At 56.4% G+C, this 19,220-nt stretch carries 13 protein-coding genes; 6 read left to right on the top strand and 7 right to left on the bottom strand.

Annotation, left to right across the window (positions count from 1 at the left end; all coding sequences use genetic code 11):
• Nucleotides 1-32 precede the first annotated feature (32 nt).
• The 5 genes from DSM3645_RS10905 to DSM3645_RS10885 all read right to left on the bottom strand — a co-directional run bounded on the left by DSM3645_RS10905 (nt 33) and on the right by DSM3645_RS10885 (nt 6,895).
• On the bottom strand, nt 33-1,436 hold the full coding sequence (locus DSM3645_RS10905; RefSeq protein ID WP_040351774.1) for a leucine-rich repeat domain-containing protein: 1,404 nt from the start codon (nt 1,434-1,436) through the stop codon (nt 33-35).
• 73 nt (nt 1,437-1,509) lie between these two features.
• Nucleotides 1,510-2,592 carry a hypothetical protein gene (locus tag DSM3645_RS10900; protein WP_131282440.1) on the bottom strand — a complete coding sequence of 361 codons (1,083 nt, stop codon included), beginning with the start codon at nt 2,590-2,592 and terminating at the stop codon, nt 1,510-1,512.
• Between the two features lie 298 nt (nt 2,593-2,890).
• Nucleotides 2,891-4,198 carry a beta-ketoacyl-[acyl-carrier-protein] synthase family protein gene (locus tag DSM3645_RS10895; RefSeq protein WP_002652210.1) on the bottom strand — a complete coding sequence of 436 codons (1,308 nt, stop codon included), beginning with the start codon at nt 4,196-4,198 and terminating at the stop codon, nt 2,891-2,893.
• Nucleotides 4,199-4,377: 179 nt separating this feature from the next.
• Nucleotides 4,378-5,718 carry a hypothetical protein gene (locus DSM3645_RS10890; protein WP_131282437.1) on the bottom strand — a complete coding sequence of 447 codons (1,341 nt, stop codon included), beginning with the start codon at nt 5,716-5,718 and terminating at the stop codon, nt 4,378-4,380.
• 184 nt (nt 5,719-5,902) lie between these two features.
• Nucleotides 5,903-6,895 carry a zinc ribbon domain-containing protein gene (locus DSM3645_RS10885; protein ID WP_040351773.1) on the bottom strand — a complete coding sequence of 331 codons (993 nt, stop codon included), beginning with the start codon at nt 6,893-6,895 and terminating at the stop codon, nt 5,903-5,905.
• A 463-nt stretch (nt 6,896-7,358) separates the two neighbouring features.
• On the opposite strand from DSM3645_RS10885, the gene DSM3645_RS10880 reads away from it, so the two are divergent.
• The 6 genes from DSM3645_RS10880 (at nt 7,359) to DSM3645_RS10855 (ending at nt 17,003) form a co-directional block, all read left to right on the top strand.
• On the top strand, nt 7,359-8,924 hold the full coding sequence (locus tag DSM3645_RS10880; RefSeq protein ID WP_050769349.1) for a MotA/TolQ/ExbB proton channel family protein: 1,566 nt from the start codon (nt 7,359-7,361) through the stop codon (nt 8,922-8,924).
• Nucleotides 8,925-9,740: a hypothetical protein gene (locus DSM3645_RS10875; protein ID WP_002652206.1), complete on the top strand. Its 816-nt coding sequence runs from the start codon at nt 8,925-8,927 to the stop codon at nt 9,738-9,740.
• Nucleotides 9,740-10,864, top strand: coding sequence for a hypothetical protein (locus DSM3645_RS10870; RefSeq protein ID WP_002652205.1), 1,125 nt, complete (start codon nt 9,740-9,742; stop codon nt 10,862-10,864). The genes DSM3645_RS10875 and DSM3645_RS10870 overlap by 1 nt, the downstream gene beginning before the upstream one ends.
• 380 nt (nt 10,865-11,244) lie before the next feature.
• Nucleotides 11,245-15,024 (top strand): ammonium transporter, encoded by a 3,780-nt coding sequence (amt, locus tag DSM3645_RS28100; RefSeq protein ID WP_002652204.1) that lies wholly within the window; start codon nt 11,245-11,247, stop codon nt 15,022-15,024.
• 2 nt (nt 15,025-15,026) lie between these two features.
• Nucleotides 15,027-16,073, top strand: coding sequence for a response regulator (locus tag DSM3645_RS10860; RefSeq protein ID WP_237564797.1), 1,047 nt, complete (start codon nt 15,027-15,029; stop codon nt 16,071-16,073).
• 372 nt (nt 16,074-16,445) lie between these two features.
• Nucleotides 16,446-17,003, top strand: a complete 558-nt coding sequence (locus DSM3645_RS10855) for a sugar O-acetyltransferase (protein WP_002652201.1) — start codon at nt 16,446-16,448, stop codon at nt 17,001-17,003.
• Between the two features lie 26 nt (nt 17,004-17,029).
• On the opposite strand, the gene DSM3645_RS10850 is transcribed toward DSM3645_RS10855, so the two are convergent.
• Both DSM3645_RS10850 and DSM3645_RS10845 read right to left on the bottom strand, forming a co-directional pair.
• Nucleotides 17,030-18,154, bottom strand: a complete 1,125-nt coding sequence (locus DSM3645_RS10850; RefSeq protein ID WP_002652200.1) for a GTP-binding protein — start codon at nt 18,152-18,154, stop codon at nt 17,030-17,032.
• A 44-nt stretch (nt 18,155-18,198) separates the two neighbouring features.
• Entirely contained in the window at nt 18,199-19,026 is an 828-nt protein-coding gene (locus DSM3645_RS10845; protein WP_002652199.1) for an MIP/aquaporin family protein, read from the bottom strand.
• Nucleotides 19,027-19,220: the final 194 nt, after the last annotated feature.

Raw genomic sequence — 19,220 nt, 5'->3', positions numbered from 1 at the left:
CTTCTTGGGCCGTATAGCGGACTCTACGCCGATTAGGCGCTGGGGCGGTAGTTGCGCGCTTTGGCGAGCGCCTCGTGCAGTTTGATCTGCTCTTCGTTGGTCAGATTAGTCTCTTCGACATAGATCTCGTCGATGTGATAAAGCTGCTTCAGATAGGGCAAGTCGGCGGCGCCGATCGGCGTGTTCATCAGAACGACGCCGCGCAGCTTTGGCAACTTTCGAAGCTCTAGCAGTTGCTCTCCCTGGACGTTCGACTTGCTCAAATCGATCCACTCCAGATTCTTCAGCTTGGCGATATCGACCATCGCCTGACCGTCGAGTTTCGTGTTGTGCAAATGGAGTTCACGGAGCGATTGCAACTGCGAGAAATGTTTGGCCGCAGCCGAGCTGATGTTGGTTTCGCTCAGGGTCAGCGATTCGAGCTGCGACAATTCGGACAAGTAAGCCAGCCCGCCGTCGGTGATTTTGGAGCCGGTCAGATCCAACTCACGCAGATTGGGGAAGTCGCCGATGGTGGAGAGGAATTGATTTCCAATGCCGGTCTGCCCGACGTTTAGCTTTTGAATCTTCAACTGTTGCGTCGCGAGCGGGCAAGACTCGTCAGGGAGCGATGACCTGACCAAAGAGAGATCGACCAAATTCGGCAAGTCGGCAAGACGCCGGAAATCGTTGATCGTGAATTGGCCCACGGGACAGCTGAGCTGTAGTTGCTGGAGCGTGGGGATCGAACAGACCTCGCCGATCAGGGCCGCGTCCGCTTTTCCGCCGTCAATCAACAACGTTTTCAATTGCGGAAAAGAACGTTCGTCGAGCGCCCAAGGCAACGCCAGTTCGCTGTTGCGAATGTTGAATTGATTCAGATTGGGCAAGCCGCGGAGGCCGCCGATCACCGCTTGATTGATCACCAAATCGGTAAACTCGACCTGCTCCAGCTTACGAAGCTCTTCCAGTCCAAAAAAACTATCGGAAGAGGCCTTCGTTTTGGCGATCAGCAACGCTTTCAAAGGGCTGAGCGTCGTGACGACGCGAATTCCCTTGTCATCAAAGCTTTCGTGCAACTGCAATTCGGTCAGTTGGTGCAACTGACCGAGAACGTCTCCCACTTCTTCGGCAAACTTGGTCTGGTGCAGCGACAGCAGCTTTACATCGGGAAGCTGCAGCAGCAGTTTCCACTGCTCTGGCTTGATCTTGTCCCCTTCGACGCGGACACAGGCGTATTCGTGCCAATGAAAGAGTTCAGAACGAAGCGAATCGGCATACCCAAAGGTACATCCGGACCGTTCCAACTCGGCGACGATCGCTTCGGTTTCGCGCGCCTGATCGCTGGCGATCTGCGGAATTAACTCCAAGGGAGCCGGCGCAGGCTGTGCCGCGACGACAGAATACAGAAGCAGTGGTAACAGTAGTGCTGCCGTACAACAACGATGCGAAACCATATTGAACCTCCTGCTCAAAAGGACGCCGCCATTTTCATGGAATGCCCCAGCGCCTCTTCTCCACCAATTATCGCTACTCTTTCAAATTTGGCGACTTCAACTTTGCCTCAGGCGACACTTGCGGCTCGATAAAATTGATCGATGCGCTAATAATCAACTGTGGCCATTTCCCCTGCAACGCCTGTAACCCCTCTTTTGTCACTGTCGTATTGCGGACGTTCAGCGTGTTGAGCCGCTTCATTTGACCGAGCTTCACCAGCCCGGCGTCGGTGATTTTCGTATGCGCGAGATTGAGGTTCGCCAACAGCGGTAGTTGCTGTAATGAATCGAGATCCTCGTCGCGGATCGTCGAATTGGCCAGTTCTAGTCGATGCAAGTCGCGGAGATCGCCGATCGGCCCTAGCCCCCCTTTGATGCTGCTGTCGTTCATCGTCAGAAACTGCAACTCTTGCAGTTGGGCGAGCGGTTTCATTTGCTCCGCCGTCGTGCGGACATTCCGCAGATTGAGACTTCGCAGATGGGTTAGCTTTCCTATCTCGGCGAAACCGGCGCCATCGACGCTTTGCACGCTCAAAAACAAAAGTTCGAGCTGCGGCAATTCGCCCAAGCCGGCCAGGTCACTTGATTTTAATTTGTCCGATTGCAGCGTCAGATTGGTCAGGCTGCGAACGTTCGCGAGATAATGAAAGCAGTCGCCATCGAAGCTGGCGCTTTGGATCGTCAGGTTTTCGAGAAAGCGAAGTTCCTCGAGATACCACAATCCAATGTTGCTCAGATTGCGCCCGTCGATCAGCAAGGTCCGCAAATTGGTCAATTGCGCGATCTGGCGCATGTCGTCATCGGTCGGCTGCGAATGGAGATAAAGATACTCCAACTCTCGCAACTGCATGATCGCTTCCCACGACCGTTCATTCAGCTTGAACGAACGGCCGAGCCAGAGGCGCTCGACATGGGGGAGCTTGACCAGGTGACGCAGATTCTCTTCGGTCGCGGCGGCATCCACAAAGTTCACGTTGAAGAGCATTTGCCCTTCCGCATTTTCGTAATAGTTGACGCTCGCTCCGCTCTGACGCAGCGCTTCGGTCGCTTCCAAGATCGCAGGCGAAATCGCAATTTCGTCGGCCTGCGCCATGATCGGCGCAAGCAAAAGCAGCAAAAATCCGCAGGCTGCTCGCAACGACCTTAAACCCAACATATCTTCCATTCTGAATAAAAACCGTATCCATTCCGAATTATGCGATACCAGACCAGATTTCACGAAATACGTCAAACTGACTCTGACAACTCAACATTTCCTATCCGCTCAATTCTACACGCCCTCTGCCGGGCGACAGCGAAAGATCCAGCTTGATCTTGGCAGAATTGCGCTAACGCTCTCTTCGCCGTCGCACGACAAAATCGTGCGCAGCAGTCGCCTACGCCAACGATTGCAACAACGAAAGAACCAACGCTTTCTAGACGCCGGCGATGATGACCGCCGCTTGTCCTTGCGGCGTCACACTGAGATTCAGAACCGGTCCTTGGGGGGCGGGCATCGACTGACGAACCAAATTGACCGGACAAGCAGGATCGGGCGTCTCGTAGTTCAAAACAGGAAAGAGCTGTTTTTCACGAATCGCGACCAAACTGGCGATTAGTTCAACAACTCCGCCAGCGGCGCCTAGATTGCCAAAGCTACTTTTCGCCGCGACTACCGGAGGCTGTTTCGCCGCATCGCCGAAGACCTCCACAATCGCCGCCGCTTCCTGCTGGTCGCTATCAACGGTCGCTAGCCCATGCGCATGAATATGGCCGATATCCGCAGGAGACAGTTGGGCGTCGTGCAGCGCGGCTCGCATCGCATTGGCCAAAGCCTGACATCGATTGGATTCCCCATTTTTGGCGATCACGGTCGACATCCCTTGCCCCAGAATTTCGGCCAACGGCTTGGCGCCGCGAGCTTCGGCGTGCTCCAGCGTCTCCAATACCAACGCTCCTGAGCCTTCGCCCAGCACCATGCCGTTGCGGTTTTTGTCAAAAGGGCGGCAGAGTCCGGCAAATTCACCGGTTGCGACCGTCTCTTGCAAAGTCGTATGAACCGAACGCATCTCGTGCACTCGCGTGCCGGTCGCTCCGGTGATGATCACGTCTGCATGGCCGCGACCAATCGTCATATACGACTCGCCGATGGCGGCGTTGGAGGACGATTCACGCAACGTCAACGAGTTATTCGGCCCCCGCATATCGTTGAAAATCGCGATATGACTGGCCGGCATGTTGGGCAAATACTTGAGCAACCACAGCGGATTGATCTCGGGCATTCCCAGCCCGGCCCAAGTATCAAAGTTGCGATCATTCAGTTCGCGTTCACACTTTTTGACGCCTGCGGCATATTCCTCAGGCAGCGTCATCATGTAGTCAGAACCGTAAACGACGCCGGTCCGCTCTGGGTCGTACGTGCCGCTCGCGAGCTCGGCGTGATGGATCGCGAGTTGCGCTGCGGCGACTCCCATCTGAATTTCACGGCACATCACTTTGATGTTTTTGCGAATCGAGCGTTGCTGCGCTTTGTCGAGCGGTCCAAACTCTTCGATCGCACCGGTAAACGCGAGCGCTTCGGCGCCGTAGGGAGTTGGCAGCGCGTCGTCTGGCAAGCTCTTCAACCGCGCAACGGCGTTTCGAGAAGAAGATAGTCCATCCCAAGCCGCTTCGGTCGTGTTACCAAAGGGGGTGATGCAACCGTATCCGGTGACGACGACGCGGCGCTGTCCGACTTCCGCCATATCTCAACTTCTAAACGATGCGGATGCTGGCGGGAAAGTCCCCCCAGCAACCGGATTGATGCAGGATGCAAACCGTGTAATTACTTAGAGTTCTGTATTTTAAACACGCTTCTCCAGCGTGTCGACGGGACACGGAGCCCATCGCGATTAGCTCAAGCGTCTTCGCCGTCGCAATCGGGTTAGTATCGCCCACGATTATCGATCGCAGCCGCGTCCGGCGTAATCGCCGGTTGTCCCGGTTTCGATTTCGCCGGCCCCAAATATTCGACAAACATCAGTCCATCAGCTCGGGCCGGGCCGCTCGGCAGCGAAAGAGACAGGGGGAACGAGGCCGCCGTGGAGACCCCCATATCAGGCTGAGCCACCACTCCGCAGCTAATCAGAAGCACCTGATCCGAGGGCCAGCGAAACCGCTCGTGCAATCGCCAACTAACCATTTGGGGGATCTGCACTTGGATCGTTTGCGTTCCGCCGGTAGCGGTCGGCACGTCGATATCGACGTTCACAAATTTTTCGATCTGATCGACGCTACATTTGAGGACCGCATCGATCGTCTTGTCGTCAGGAGCCAGCAGAGGGCTCACTTCCAGCGAGAAACCGGCTTCGATCTGATCGCTTTGCAGTTCATACCCCGGCCAGGCGGCGGTTGCCCGTACTGACCGCATAAAGGTTTGCGGCTTGAGCATCGAGACGGCGCTCGACTGTCCGTTATGGATGAGCAAATTCGCCGCTTGGTGTTCTTTGTAGTCGCTCCGTTTTCGCAAGCTGTCGAGCAAAATAGCCGCATTTTCTTTGCTCAACAACCAAGCTTCGATCCCCGGCGTTTTGACCGAGACCGGCTGCATCATGCGATAGGCCAGACGGCGCCAATTGGGGCTTTTCACGGTGACCAGACGCAGTCCAAGCGTTTTGACTTCGGCCTGACTTTCGACAAAGTCTTCGACAACGTCCCGGACAATCTGCTGCATCTCTGGAGTGTGATAGACTCGCAGCGTGTTTTTGTCGGCGTGCAGCATACCCAGCGGTTCGCTGAACCAAACGTCAGTGCCGGTTTCTCGCAAGATCCAATCGATGATCGCTTGCTCGGGCTTCGACGTCGAAGTTACTCGTAAGGTGTAGGGAGTAATATCGTAGTCGCGCCAAACTTGGCCTTGATCGTGTGGCAGCTCGTTGAGCCCGCTCTTCACTTTCAAGAGCGAACCAGACGGGGGGAGCGCTTCGCTGCGCGGTGCGGACGACATCGGCGCCGCCGTCGAATCAGACGAGTAAGCCGATGCGGTTTTGATCGCTTCGTTAGGGTTGCGCCACGCCGAGTTGGCGACGGCGCCTGGCGTTTCGGCGATGACGGCCGGCAAAGGAGCAGCGGCCGCTTTGTCGCTTTCGCTGAGCGGGGACGGCGGTTTGACCGTGGGAATCGGCCGAGCGGTCGACTGCGAGCTAACTCTTCCCGCTTCTTGGGCGAAGGTCGAGCCGACGCAAATCAGCAGCAGGGTTAGCATTGTCATCCAAGTACGCATCATAGCCGTCATCCTTGTCGGCGCGAAAACGATCGTCAGCGTCACGCAAACGCGAGCCAATTGGGTCCATAATTCGGGCGGAGTATAGGAGTCGAGTGATGGACTCACAAGGTCGATCAGCACGAACTTGGCGAAATCGCTCAAGTTCTCGCCCCCCTTTGCCGACAACCTAGGCAGCTAGCAGTGACTACAGAAGATCGCTCAGCCAATCGTCGTCGGCTGCTTTCGGCTTTTGCGGCTTTTCGACGACAGGCTTAGCTGCCGGCGGAGCAGGGGACGCCGGCTTGCGATCCTGCTGCGGCATCGGTTCGCTTTTCGCCGGACGCGCCGCAGGGGATGATTTCCCACTTGAGGCTGCCGTTGGCGCGCTGGTCGAACCAGGACGGACGACTTTTCGCTGCGGCGTGGTCGTTGTCGGCCTGGGCTTGGGTGGAGACTTTGACTCGCTTGGCAACTCGGCGTCGGGAAGATCGAAATTTAAGGGGCCAGTCGAACTCGCCGCGTTGCTTTTGACCGGAGCGCCGCTGACCGGAGCGCCGCTTCGAACGCCGGCACTGGATTTGACCGGGGTGACCGCAGCCGCTGCAGTTTCACGTTCCGCTTGTTCTTTCGCCAATTGTCGTTTCCGCGTTGGATCGTGCAGCAGTCCGACCAACTGCATGATGCGATACCAACCGATCCAAACAGCGACGAGCAGCGGTAAGGTCAGCAGTGCCCAAGCGCCCATCCGAAAGTGGGCGACCGCGAGAAAAATGATCGTGAGAACGACTCCGCCGATCGCCGAATAGTTTAAGACATCGCGGGGGCGAGTCGATTCGTGCAGTTGGTCGGCGAACCAGGCTTCCCACTTCGTCTTCGGCTCTTCCCGCACGATCAGATTCTCGGCCTTCAAATCCTCAAAGTAGGTTTCGAGCTCGAGATGCCAACCGCACTGTTGGCATAATTTAGCGCTGGGGCGCAACGAATGGGAGCATTTCGGACAGATGCGCCCCACATTGTCTTCTTCCAGGGGGACCGCGTCGTAAGCTGCTTCGACCGGCTGGGCGAAATCATCCTCCTCGGAACCTTTAATTGGGACCAGACTTACGCATTTCGGACAACGAATCGTTTGTCCCGCCAATTGAGGTTTGGCGCGCAGCGAAACGCCGCAGCAGGGGCAGACGACACGAATATCACTCATGAAAATTCCTTAAGGGGTCCGACGCGTTCTCTATTTTCTCGGTTGGCGCTAGAATTTGCAACAAACAGGATGTGCGTCGACCCCAACGCAAAAGCGCTTCTAGATACGTAAATTTCAGGGGCAAACCATGACAGCTGGGAATAAAAAGAGGTTCAAAATCAGAATAAAGGGTATTAGGCCAGAGTTGCCCTAGCTTTTTTCTTTTTTATCCTGACACCCGGTTATTGGCAGTTTGGTTGCATAAACTAGAAAACTAGTGCATATCATGAGGGTGTAGCCCTCTTTTCTTCCCCCCGCGGATCGCTCCGCAGCATTCGCTCCCTCCTGAAGATTTATGTATTTCAAATTTAAATGCCCGCAATGCGGCCAGTCGCTTAAAGTACGCCAGGAACTTGCCGGTCAAAAACGGAACTGCCCTTACTGTAAGGCCAGCGTCCGTATCCCGAATACGACGGAGATCGATATGGATCTTCCGCCGTTGGAATCTTCTGGCTTTCCGAGCTTCGATGACGGCGGCGGCGCTGGAGGCAACCCGCTAGGCGGACTCGATCTCGGCAATCTGCAAACCGACCCGCTATCGACCAAAACAGCCGCCAAAGCCGGGGGCAAAAAAGGCGCCGCGACGCCTCCGCCGCGACAAGCGGCCGCCGCAGCGTCCTCAGCCTCCTCTTCGGATGGTGAGTTCACCGATCCGAGCGACGTTGGACTGGTCGGTTCTGGCATCTTCGGATTTTTCGCGGCGGTGACCTTCCTGCTCCTCCTTTGGCCTTCGAAGGGAACCTACATCGGCGACCTGTTTTTGGCCGGCGGTTTTCAGGGGGTGATGATCCAGTTCCTCTCCACGTTCATGTTCTTTTGGGCGATGGCGATTCTCTGGAAGAAAAATCGCAAGATCAAACGTCAACGCGACTATCTGTTGATGGACGTGCTGCCGACCGATATTTCGCCCGAAATACGCTTCGATACGCTTGATCGCTTTGTCGACAATATTCGCCAACTGCCGGGCGAACATGGCGAGAGCTTTTTGATCAACCGCGTTTTGCGCGGCTTGCAGCATTTCCGCGTTCGCCGCAACGCCGCCGAAACGGTGACGATGATGGCGTCGCAGTCCGAAATTGACTCGAACAACGTCGCGTCAAGCTACACCGCGATCAAAGTGCTGATCTGGGCGATTCCGACGATGGGTTTTATCGGCACGGTGCTTGGTATCAGCTTGGCGGTCGCGTCGCTCGCAGGCGCCCTGGGCGGTAATGATCCGTCGCAGTTGATGACCTCTTTGACGTCCATGTTCTCTGGCCTCGGCACCGCGTTTAATACGACGCTGGTCGCGCTGGTCATGAGCATGATCATTAAGTTCCCCATGTCTTCACTGCAAAAGAGTGAAGAAGGGGTGCTCAACTGGGTCGACGAATACTGCAACGAAAACCTGCTCCGCCGCTTGAACGATGGTCGCGAAGGGGGCAACGAGCCGACTGGACCGCTCGACACCAAGATCTTCCGCCGCGCGGTGGAAGAAGCGATGGCCGCGCAGCAGTCGGAGCTGGAGGTCTGGATTCAGAAGCTCGAGCTGGTCGGGCATACGATCACGAAGCAAACGACCGAAGGCTGGACTGATATCCAAGCCAAGCTGCTGGAAGGTCAAAAAGAGATTACCGCTCAGGTGCTCGACCAGATGCAGGCGAAAACCGGCGAAATGCAGACCCGGCAGGAAGAACAACGCGCCGAAATGCAGGATCAACTGACGCAGATGCAAGAGATCGCAGCGCAGTTGCAAAGCACATTGGGCATGGTGGCCAACGTCGCGGCTCAGTCGTCGAACCAGATGAACGCCAATGTCGCTGCTTCGACGGAACGACTGGAAGACTACTTCTCTGGCGTCGAACGTGGATTGACCGGCCTGAATGAAGTGTTGTCCAAACTTGGCAACGAAACGGTCGTTGTTCAGCAGGTCGAAGCGCCGTCCCACGGCGGCGGCTGGTTTGGCATGGGCGGCGGCAAAGCGAAATCACGTCGCAATGGGAAACGATAAATGGCCAAACGCAGTCAAGACGGGGGCGATGACGTATCGCTCTTTCCGTTTCTTAGCGTGCTGGCCTGCGTGATCGGCACGTTAACGATGATCATCGCTGCGGTCGCGGTCCAGGCGCTCGACAACGATACCGTCGACCAGGCGATCAAGTACGAAGAAAAGAAGGCCGAACTTGCCGAAACGGACGCTGCTTTGGCCAAACTCAACGCCGAGTTGAAAAAGAAAGAGGCCCAGCTCAAATCCGAGCAATCGGCCGAACAAAAGAAATTGGCGGACGCCAAGAAACGGCTCGCTGAATTGTTAGCGAAATTCGATGAGGCGCAAAGCAAGCTCTCGCAAATTTCGCTCGATGGCCCAAAAGTCGATCTCGCCGGCGAAGCGGAATCGATCAAAGAGATGGAGTCCGAGCTGAAATCGAAGCGCGAGAAAATCGCCCAGATGGAAAAAGAGATCGCCGATCGCAAGCTGCCCCCCAAAGAATCGGAAGTGTCGATTTTGCCCGGCGGCTCCGGCGTTGGATTTGATCCAACCTTTATTGAATGCGACGAGTCGCGAATCGTGATTCATGACGGCGCGAAAACGACGCCGGTGCGTACGAATGAACTGAACACCAATCCCGATTTCGCCAAAGCCCTCGCGGAAGTCAAAGCCAACCCCAAAGGTTCGCTCGTCTTTCTCATTCGAGACGACGGCTTGTCCACCTATTGGTCCGCACGAAATTTTGCGCGAGCCAAAGGGGTCAAAAATGGTAAGCTGCCGGTAATCGGCGACGGACGGATCGACTTGAGTTACTTCAAAAAGAAGACCCCGGAATAATGGCCAGACGCAAACCAGACAACGACGAAGACGGCGGACTTGACTCGTTGCTTGACACGATGTTTAACGTGGTCGGCATTTTGCTGATCGTGTTGGTCGTCGTCCAGCTCGGCGTGCAAAAAGCGGTCGAACGAATCGCCGAAACTTCGGCGGTCGATCCCGCGGCGCTCGAAGCGATGATCAAAAGACTGGAAGAGGCTCATAAGGAAAAACTGAAGGTCGAGACCTCGATTGACGAGCTCAATCCAGACGAGTCGAAACTGGAAGAATTGCTCAAGCGTCTGCAGTCGGAATCGGTCGCCAAAGAAGCGACGCTCGTTGGCAAAGAAGGGGAGTTGAAGAAAGCGCTGATCGCCCAAAAAGTGCAAGAAGAAGCACAGATGAAAGCCGGCGAGAACAAAAAGATCCGCGAGAAACTGTCGACCGATTTGAACTCGAGCCTAGAGAAGCTGGCCAGCTTGGAAGCGAGATTGGACGACTCGAAACCGCGAGCTCAACTTCCTCCCAAGGTTGTTAATTTGCCCGATCCACGGCCGGCCCCCGAGGGAATCAAAGAGGCGGTCTTTCTATGCGTAAACAATAAGATCTATCCGCTCAATCCGACCGAGTTGCGTGAAGACGCCAAAAAGCGCTCGGAATATCAGCTTTCCCGCGGACTGAAGAAATACGTGAAAGATCCCGCGAAAGGAGTCGACGGCGAAGAGTTTGTCGAGGACTTCAACCAGCGCGTCTTGCAAGACGATTACTTTAAAGCCGAAATGTACGTCTCGGGCCGATACCCCCGCTTGCGACTCACCCCGCGGGAGAGCGAAGGTTTTTCGATCGCCGAGATCGAGAACCCCCGTTCTCGCTTCCAAAAACTGTTGCTGATGACCAATCCGGAAAAGTACTACTTCCGCTTCTTTGTCATGCCCGACAGCTTTGAAGCCTATGTCGCCGTGCGCCGCGTCTCGGACAAGGCCAACTATCTGTCCGGCTGGGAACCGCAGGCGCCCGATTGGAAATATACGACTTCGGTCGGTGGTAAAGTGAAATTCGGCCCCGAACCGGTGGTCGATCCCAATGCGCCGAAACCGCCGCCCAAACCGGCGACGCCGGCCCCCAAACCGAACGTGCTCGACTAGATTGTCACGCCGTCGGATTCTTTCGCATTTCTCAGCTCGGTCTTTTCAGACCGAGCTTTTTTGTTGCGCGTTCCTGCAGGCTTTGCGGGCATTACAGACGACCTGTATCAATTGCGCCGCTGGCGCTGACCAATATCGATGCGCAAAAGGCGCTAAATCGCCTAGTGGGCTGCTGTTACCTGAAAAAGAGCATTTGATTTGCTATTCGTAACCTAATCTTTGGGAGCTCAGGATCACCCTTATGGGATGCCCTGCAAGTTCTCACGGTTGTGGATTCACTCCCAAAAATTAACCTGCCCCTTTCGATCGGAACGCGCTTCTTGGCGGAAAGCGTTTCTCGATTTTGCCCACCCAACAATTGTTACTCGCGAGACTTCGCTATGTCCGCTGCTGATCCATCTCTTGATATCGCCTGGATGCTGATTTGCGCCGCTTTGGTCATGTTGATGCAAGGAGGTTTTTGCTTGCTGGAAAGCGGCATGGCCCGGGCCAAAAACAGCTTCAATGTGGCGCTCAAGAATCTGATCGACTTCTGCGTTTCAAGCGTCATCTTCTGGGCGTTTGGATTCGCGCTAATGTTTGGCGCCAGTTATCACGGGTTATTCGGTACGACCAACTTTCTTTTAGAGGATTCCGCGTCTCCTTGGCTCATGGCCTTCCTCTTCTTTCAGTTGGTCTTTTGCGGCACGGCCACCACGATTATCTCAGGCGCCGTGGCCGAACGTATCCGTTTCCAGGGCTACCTGCTGATCAGTCTATTTGTCTCGGCCATCATTTATCCGCTGTTTGGGCATTGGGCCTGGGGGGGTGCGATCGAAGGCACGCCGACCGGTTGGCTTGCTCAACTGGGCTTCATTGACTTCGCCGGTTCGACGGTCGTTCACTCGGTCGGCGGCTGGGTCGCTTTGGCGGCGGTGGTGGTGATTGGTCCGCGAATTGGTCGCTTTGACGGCGGCGAAGACCGCCCGATCTCCGGACACAACTTGACGCTGGCGACGTTTGGCGCGCTGGTGCTGTGGTTTGGCTGGTTTGGCTTCAACGGCGGCAGCACGCTCAGCATGAACAGTGACGTTCCTAAAATTCTGGTGAATACAAATCTCGCTGGCGCGATGGGCGCGTTGACTTGCCTGGTCCTGTCCAAGTGGGTCCACAAGCGCCCCGATGTCGGGCAAGTGATGAACGGCGCCATCGCCGGCTTGGTGGGCGTGACCGCGTCTTGCCATATCTTGGCGCCTTGGGCGGCGGCGCTGGTCGGAGCCGGTTCGGGTCTGATCTGCAGCGGCGTCACCTACTTGCTGCCAAAAATGAAAATTGACGATGTCATCGGCGCCGTTCCTGCGCATGCTTGTGCCGGCTGCTTTGGCACGGTCGCTTTGGCGCTGTTGGCCGACCCGGTTCACTTCGGCGAAGGGGTGACTCGTTGGCAACAGCTGGGCGTGCAACTACTGGGCGTCGGAACTTGCTTCGTCTGGGCGTTTGGCGGCGGCTATGCATTCATCTCGCTCGCCAATTTGGTGATGCCGTTCCGCGTTCCTCGGGATCATGAGCTGCGGGGACTGAACATCTCGGAACATGGGGCCAGCACCGAACTGATCGACCTGCTGACCGACATGCAGCGACAACGCAATTTGGGGGACTTCTCCGACGACGTGCATGTCGAACCGCACACCGAAGTCGGTCAGATCGCCGCCGAATACAATCGCGTGTTGGCCAAAGTGAACTGCGAGATGAAGCAGCGCAGCGAAGCCGAACGACGCTTTCGCGAGATCTTTGAAAACGCCGTTGAAGGGATCTATCAAACGACGCCGGAAGGGTTCTTTGTGACCGCCAACCCGGCGCTTGCCCGGATGCTGGGTTACCCCGATCTCGCTTCGTTACGCGATGATATTAAAAACGTCGCGACGGACGTTTACGTCAATCGGGATCGGCGTGATGAATTTGTGGACGAAATCCATCAGAACGGCGTCGTCTTCAACTTCGAGTCAGAGATTCGTCGCGGCGACGGAACATTCGCGTGGATCTCGGAGAACGCGTCGGCGCGACGAAATCAAAACGGAGACGTGCTGTACTACGAAGGAACGGTAGAAGACATCACGGAGCATCGCAAAGCGCTGCAACTGACGGATGAAATCAAAGCGGCCGAAGCGGCTAACGAAGCGAAAAGCACGTTCCTGGCCAGCATGAGTCATGAAATCCGCACGCCGCTGAACGGCGTGATCGGCTTTCTTGATCTGCTGCATACGACCAAATTGGATGATCAGCAAGGCCGATTTGTCGAACTCGCCAAGTCGTCGGCTAGTTCGCTGCTGCATCTGATCAATGACATTCTGGATCTCTCGAAGATCGAAGCCGGCGGTATTGAACTGGAGCAGACCGAGTTCGTGCTGACCGACCTGATCGAGTCGGTCCCGGAAATGTTCGCACCGCAGTGCCGCATGACCGGGCTGGAACTGAACAGCAGCGTCGCGACCGATGTTCCCCAGGCGGCGATCGGCGACTGCGAACGCATCCGTCAGGTATTGGTGAACTTGTTCGCCAATGCGGTGAAGTTCACCGAGACCGGAGGAGTCTATTTGCGTGTCGAGCGCGAACGCTCTGTCGCGTCGTCCCACGACGCGATCGCTCGCATCCGCTTTTCGGTCGAAGACACCGGCATCGGCGTTCCCCGCTCCAAAATGCAGCGATTGTTTAAAGCCTTCTCGCAAGTTGACGCGTCGACGACGCGCAGTTACGGCGGCACCGGGTTGGGTTTGGCGATCTGCAAGCAGTTGGTGGAATTGATGGGAGGTGAAATCGGCGTCGAGAGCGAAGTCGGCAAAGGCTCGACTTTCTGGTTCACGCTGCCGTTGCAAGCGATCGAACGATCGACTTGCAACCTCATTCCCAACATCCAGGGATTGCGCGTGTTGGCGGTCGACGACAACCACATGAATCTGCAGGTCATCAAAGAACAATTGCAATCGTGGGGAGTCGAAGTTTCTACCGCCGGCAATGGCCGTCGCGCGTTGGCGCTGTTGGAAGACGCCGCCAAACGGAATGTCCCTTATCAATTGGCGATCCTGGATCACTTGATGCCTGAGCTCGACGGCCTCCGTCTGGCGCATTTGATCAACGACCATCAAATGCTGCACGAAACCCGATTGTTAATGCTCACCTCGTACGAACACACGATTCCGCACGCCGAATTGAAAAAGCTGGAGATGGTTTGCTTGCCGAAACCGGTTCGGCAAACTCGCCTGCTTGATGCGCTGGTCGCGTTAACCGGCGAGCGTTCTCCGAAGCAAAAAGTGGAGAAAGTCGAAAACCAACAGCCGGTCCGTGAGCGAGCTCCACTGGAAGGCGCTATCCTGGTTGTCGACGATAACGAAATCAATCGTATCGTCGCAAAAGAAATCCTGCAGTCGGAAGGGTTCCAGGTTTCGCTCGCCGAAAATGGGCGTCAAGCGGTCGAAAAGATTCAAAGCGGACAGTTCGACCTGGTGCTGATGGACTGCGAAATGCCGGAAATGGATGGCTTCGCCGCGACGCGCATGATTCGCAATCTCGCCGAAAATGGACATCCCGAGTTAGCGAATTTGCCCATCGTGGCGCTGACCGCTCAAGCGGTTCTCGGCGACAAAGAACGCTGCCTGGCCGCCGGCATGAACGGCTACGTGATGAAGCCGGTCAATCGAAGCGAACTGATCGACACGATCGTCGACTGTCTTTCTCGCAAGGACTCAAGCGTCGCTGAAATGGATCTGTTGAGCTTGGAAGAAGAAACCGATCACCTGGAAGAATTCGTCATCGATCCCACCGAAATCGAAAGCTCGATCGACGTGGACGATCTGCTGGCGCGTTGCGGCGACAATGACGATTTGGCTCGCCTGATTTTGAATAAGTTTCGCGATCGATCGACAAAAGACGCCGCCGCTTTAGCGGAAGAAGTCGCTGCGGGTCGAGCCGACGCGGTCGCCCAGTTGGCGCATTCGCTTAAAGGTATGGCCGCCAACATTTCGGCCAAACAAGTCGCTGCGGCGGCCGATCTGTTAGAACAAGCGGCCAAAGCCAGCCAAACTGAAGAACTTGCAGATCTCTTTTCGAGCGTCGTCGCACGCTTGGAAACATGTGAATCGGCAATCGATCGCCTCCTTGCCGGGACGGAAATCGGAGAACGTTGAATATGACGCCTACTGAACCTGCTGTGGACATTCTGATTGTCGACGACGATGACATCTCGCTCGACCTCTTGCGATATGCGCTCGAAGCACACAACTTTCGCGTCTGGTCCGCCGCTAACGGAGCCGAAGCGTTGCGCGTGCTGGAGTCGCAAAACATCAACCTGGTCGTCACCGACTGGGAGATGCCGATCGTAAATGGTCTCGAGTTTTGTCGCGAAGTTCGTCGCCGGCAGTCCGATCACTACATCTATGTCATCCTGTTGACCAGTCATGGCGCGCGCGATGAGATCGTCGAAGGCATGGCGGCCGGCGCCGATGACTTTATCGTCAAACCGTTCAATCCGCCTGAGTTACTCGCGCGGATTCAGGCCGGCCGGCGCGTGCTGGCGCTCGAAACGCGCGACCTGGTCATCTTCGCGCTGGCTCGACTCGCCGAATCGCGCGATACCGACACCGGCCAACATCTCGAGCGCGTGCGACTTTACGCACGACGCTTGGCGGAAGAGTTAGCCGCGTCGTCCGCTTTTCCGGAAGAAATTGACGCCGAGTTTATTCGCCTGGTTTTTCAAACCAGCCCGCTGCATGATATCGGCAAGGTCGGCATTCCCGACTCGGTGTTGCTAAAGCCAGGCAAGCTGACCGAAGAAGAATTCGAGGTCATGAAACGACACACGATCATCGGCGCCGAAACGCTGGACGCCGCGCTCTGTCAGTTTCCGCATGCTCGCTTCTTGCAGGTTGCTCGCGACATCGCGATCGGACACCACGAAAAATGGAACGGATTCGGCTATCCTTACGCACTCATGGGTCAGCAGATTCCGCTGGCGGCCCGCATCGTGGCGATTGCTGACGTCTATGACGCATTGACGACGCGCCGCGTCTACAAAGATGCGATTCCTCATGACGAAGCGGAAGCGATGATCATCGCCGAAGCCGGCGAGCATTTCGACCCGCTTATCGTCGCCGCATTCCAGCGCTGCAGTCACGAGTTTGTCCGAATTTCGCAGCGTTACGCCAATTCCCACCAACCGGCGGTTTGCACCGTGTAACGAAATGGCCTGCGACAGCACGAGTGCACCTACTGCACAATCCGACCTATCTGACTTGGCCCATTCCTATTGCAGGGTTGGGGAAGCTGGTTTCTAGTGAATGCAAGCGTCTCCGCGGGGCTATCTGCCGCGGTGGGCCCTTACTTCATCCCATAGGCGGTCGTGTTGGCCGCCGCAGAACAGAGCCTCCATCGACTCGGTAGTGGGCGCGAGTCGTCCGATTGCCACTCTGGACATGGTGCTCCGCTTTGTGGTTATCATGATGCTGATCGCCGATCTCGATCGCCCCCTGGAAGGCCTGCGGCGCGTGAACCATCAATCGATGGTCGGGCCGCACCAATCAATCCAGTAGATTGCAAGGGAGAAGACGCTGTGCCCACCGAACGAGAAAAAATGTTGGCCGGCGAGTTGTATGACGCACTTGCCCCACAGCTGACCGCCGCGCGAGCCAGAGCGGAAGATCTTTGTTACGACTTCAACGCGACGCGCCAACGTCAGTCAGCGGAACGTCGCGAGATTTTGCAGCAGTTGCTCGGCGACGGAGGCGATTCGGCCTGGATTCAGCCGCCGTTCTTTTGCGACTATGGAACCAATATCTATCTCGGCGAGCGCGTCTATTTCAATTTCAACTGCATCGTGCTTGATGTTTGCGAGGTACGGATCGGCGACTTCACATTTCTGGGCCCCGGGGTCCACCTCTATACGGCGACGCATCCGCTGAACGCCCAACTGCGACGAACACAAGAATTTGGGAAGCCGATTACGATTGGTTCCGATGTCTGGATCGGCGGTGGAGCGATCATCTGCCCAGGCGTCAACATCGGCTCGAAAACGGTAATCGGCGCCGGCAGCGTCGTCACCAAAACCATCCCGCCCGGCGTCTTAGCCGCCGGAAATCCCTGCCGAGTCATTCGCGACCTAGCGCCCTAACCAAGCCACCGCTCTCCGCTTTACTTCTACTTCGGCGCCGAAAACCGGTGCGTCGGAACCGGACGCCCTGGCCGAAAGTATTGCGTTTGCTGTCGTTCAATCCGCACGCCAAACTTCTTCGCCGCCGCGTCAATCGCATCGTCGACTTGCTGGCGCAGTTCTTCCGGCGAGATTCCGACCCGCGCATTGACCACCACGTCGGCTTCTTTGGCCTGGCAGTTCGAGGGCAAAGAGAGGATCGGCGCGGTATCGCTGCTGACCAAATTAGCGACTCCGTAAAAACCTTCCCACAGGCCAATCGTCTTTAGGTGGGCTGTTTCCGCATGCGAGTTCGCCAATGTCTTTTGCATCGCGTTCATGATCGCCATCAGAAAAGCGTCCAGGTCAAACGCCTCCGAAGCGGTCGCCTTCAAACTGCTGTTGAGCCAGCCCAGTTCGGCTTCTCCTTCGGCATAGACGTCGTAGTCAATATCGAGGATCTTTTTGCCAAACTCGCCGCGTTGATCGATCAACTCCACCAACGCGTCAAAGCCGGCGCCGGTCTTGGCCGATGTCCGCAGGATCGGCGTTCCGGGAAACGCTTCCGTAATCAAGCTGGCGAGTAGATCGACTTTTTCGGCGTCGAGTTCGTCGATTCGATTGATGATCACAAAATCGGCTTCTTCCAACTGCTTTTTGAAGATGTAGGCCGCTTTGGGAGAGAAGCCGCCGCTATCTTCTCCCTGCAAAATACGGAGCCCGTGCGACGGTTTCAAAATCACGCCGTAAGGAGCGACGTCAAACTGAGCGTCAAACATGCGAACCAGCGGCTGTACGACGGTCGCGACCAGATCAGTGCAGCTGCCGACCGGCTCGGCGATGACGATGTCGGGACGATCTTCGGCGGCCAGCTTTTCCACCGTGCCGGTCAATTCGTTGAAGTTGCAACAGAAGCATGCGCCGGCGACTTCTCCCACCCGAAAACCTTGCGAGCGCAGCATCTGCGTGTCGACCAGATCGGTCGCCTGATCGTTGGTGACGATCCCGACGTTCAAACCCTGATCGCGATAGTGCTGAGCCAAACGGCCGATCGTGGTCGTTTTGCCGGCGCCCAAAAATCCGCCGATCATGACAAAACGAATCAAGCCGGTTTCATTGGCGGAAGTCGACATGCGAGTGCTCCGAGAAAATAATGGTCGAATGATGGATTGGGAAACTAGTCCGCCGTCGGCGTCGGTTCGATCACGTACGGTCGCACCAATTTTTGATACAGACCGCAACCCACGATCGAGCCGACAATCGGCGCAACGATGTAAACGGTAACCATGCCGATTCCGTTGGGCCCCGGAATCGCCGCGCTTCCCCAACCGGCGAAATAGGCGAACAGCCGCGGCCCAAAATCGCGAGCCGGATTAAAACAGGCCTGGGTAAGCGGCGCGATCACGCAAATCAGCACCGCGACGCATAAACCAATAAAGACCGGCGCCAGATTCTTGGGCCCGCCCAGGTTTTCTTTTTCGGTCGTCGCCAACACGACCATCGCCAAGATCGCGGTCCCCACGGCTTCGGCCAACCAGGCCATCGGCTGACTAAAACCGGCCTCCCAAACCGCCAAGTCGGCGTCCGTCACCGCGGCGCCGCCCAGTTTGCCGGGGTTGGGATAGTACTCGCCAAAACACATCGCCGTCACGATGCTGGCCGGTTCTCCCCGCACGATCCCTCGCTCGGCTTCCGTCGCACCGAAATAAGACGCATTGATCGCAAACAACAACGCCGCCGCCGCAATCGCGCCGACGAGCTGTGATCCGACATAGGGGGCGACGCGCCGCGCCGGAAACAGTCCCCATGTCGACAGTCCGATCGTGATCGCCGGGTTGATATGAGCGCCGCTGATCGGCCCGATCGTATAAATGGCCAGCATGATCGCAACGCCCCAGACGATCCCGACCTGCCAAAGTCCGGCCAAGTCCCCATGCAACACGGCCGTTTGCACGGCGCCTAAGCCGAAAAAAATCAGCAGGAAGGTGCCGACTATTTCGGCCACGCAGCAGATCCAAAGGGGGCGGGGAATCATCAATTGACCTTCAACGTTTCGCCCAGGAAGAGTAGGGTGACCCCTATTTTAACCGCGCCAGCGCGGCGACTCATCCTTCGAAAACGTGTCGAGAGAGGAAACATTCAAACGTCCATTTGAACCAAAATCGGTACGAATTCAAGATCCGGTTCCGCCTTCGGCTC

The sequence above is a fragment of the Blastopirellula marina DSM 3645 genome, assembly GCF_000153105.1.
Taxonomy (GTDB): domain Bacteria; phylum Planctomycetota; class Planctomycetia; order Pirellulales; family Pirellulaceae; genus Blastopirellula; species Blastopirellula marina.
The sequence above is the reverse complement of the archived record's forward strand: the minus strand, read 5'-3'. Positions and strand labels throughout refer to the sequence as shown.

What these genes read in the sequence shown, in the direction of transcription:
- DSM3645_RS10905 (WP_040351774.1), bottom strand. Translation starts at nt 1,436, where the DNA reads ATGGTTTCGCATCGTTGTTGTACGGCAGCACTACTGTTACCACTGCTT.
- DSM3645_RS10895 (WP_002652210.1), bottom strand. Translation starts at nt 4,198, where the DNA reads ATGGCGGAAGTCGGACAGCGCCGCGTCGTCGTCACCGGATACGGTTGC.
- DSM3645_RS10890 (WP_131282437.1), bottom strand. Translation starts at nt 5,718, where the DNA reads ATGATGCGTACTTGGATGACAATGCTAACCCTGCTGCTGATTTGCGTC.
- DSM3645_RS10885 (WP_040351773.1), bottom strand. Translation starts at nt 6,895, where the DNA reads ATGAGTGATATTCGTGTCGTCTGCCCCTGCTGCGGCGTTTCGCTGCGC.
- DSM3645_RS10880 (WP_050769349.1), top strand. Translation starts at nt 7,359, where the DNA reads ATGGATCTTCCGCCGTTGGAATCTTCTGGCTTTCCGAGCTTCGATGAC.
- DSM3645_RS10875 (WP_002652206.1), top strand. Translation starts at nt 8,925, where the DNA reads ATGGCCAAACGCAGTCAAGACGGGGGCGATGACGTATCGCTCTTTCCG.
- DSM3645_RS10870 (WP_002652205.1), top strand. Translation starts at nt 9,740, where the DNA reads ATGGCCAGACGCAAACCAGACAACGACGAAGACGGCGGACTTGACTCG.
- amt (WP_002652204.1), top strand. Translation starts at nt 11,245, where the DNA reads ATGTCCGCTGCTGATCCATCTCTTGATATCGCCTGGATGCTGATTTGC.
- DSM3645_RS10860 (WP_237564797.1), top strand. Translation starts at nt 15,027, where the DNA reads ATGACGCCTACTGAACCTGCTGTGGACATTCTGATTGTCGACGACGAT.
- DSM3645_RS10850 (WP_002652200.1), bottom strand. Translation starts at nt 18,154, where the DNA reads ATGTCGACTTCCGCCAATGAAACCGGCTTGATTCGTTTTGTCATGATC.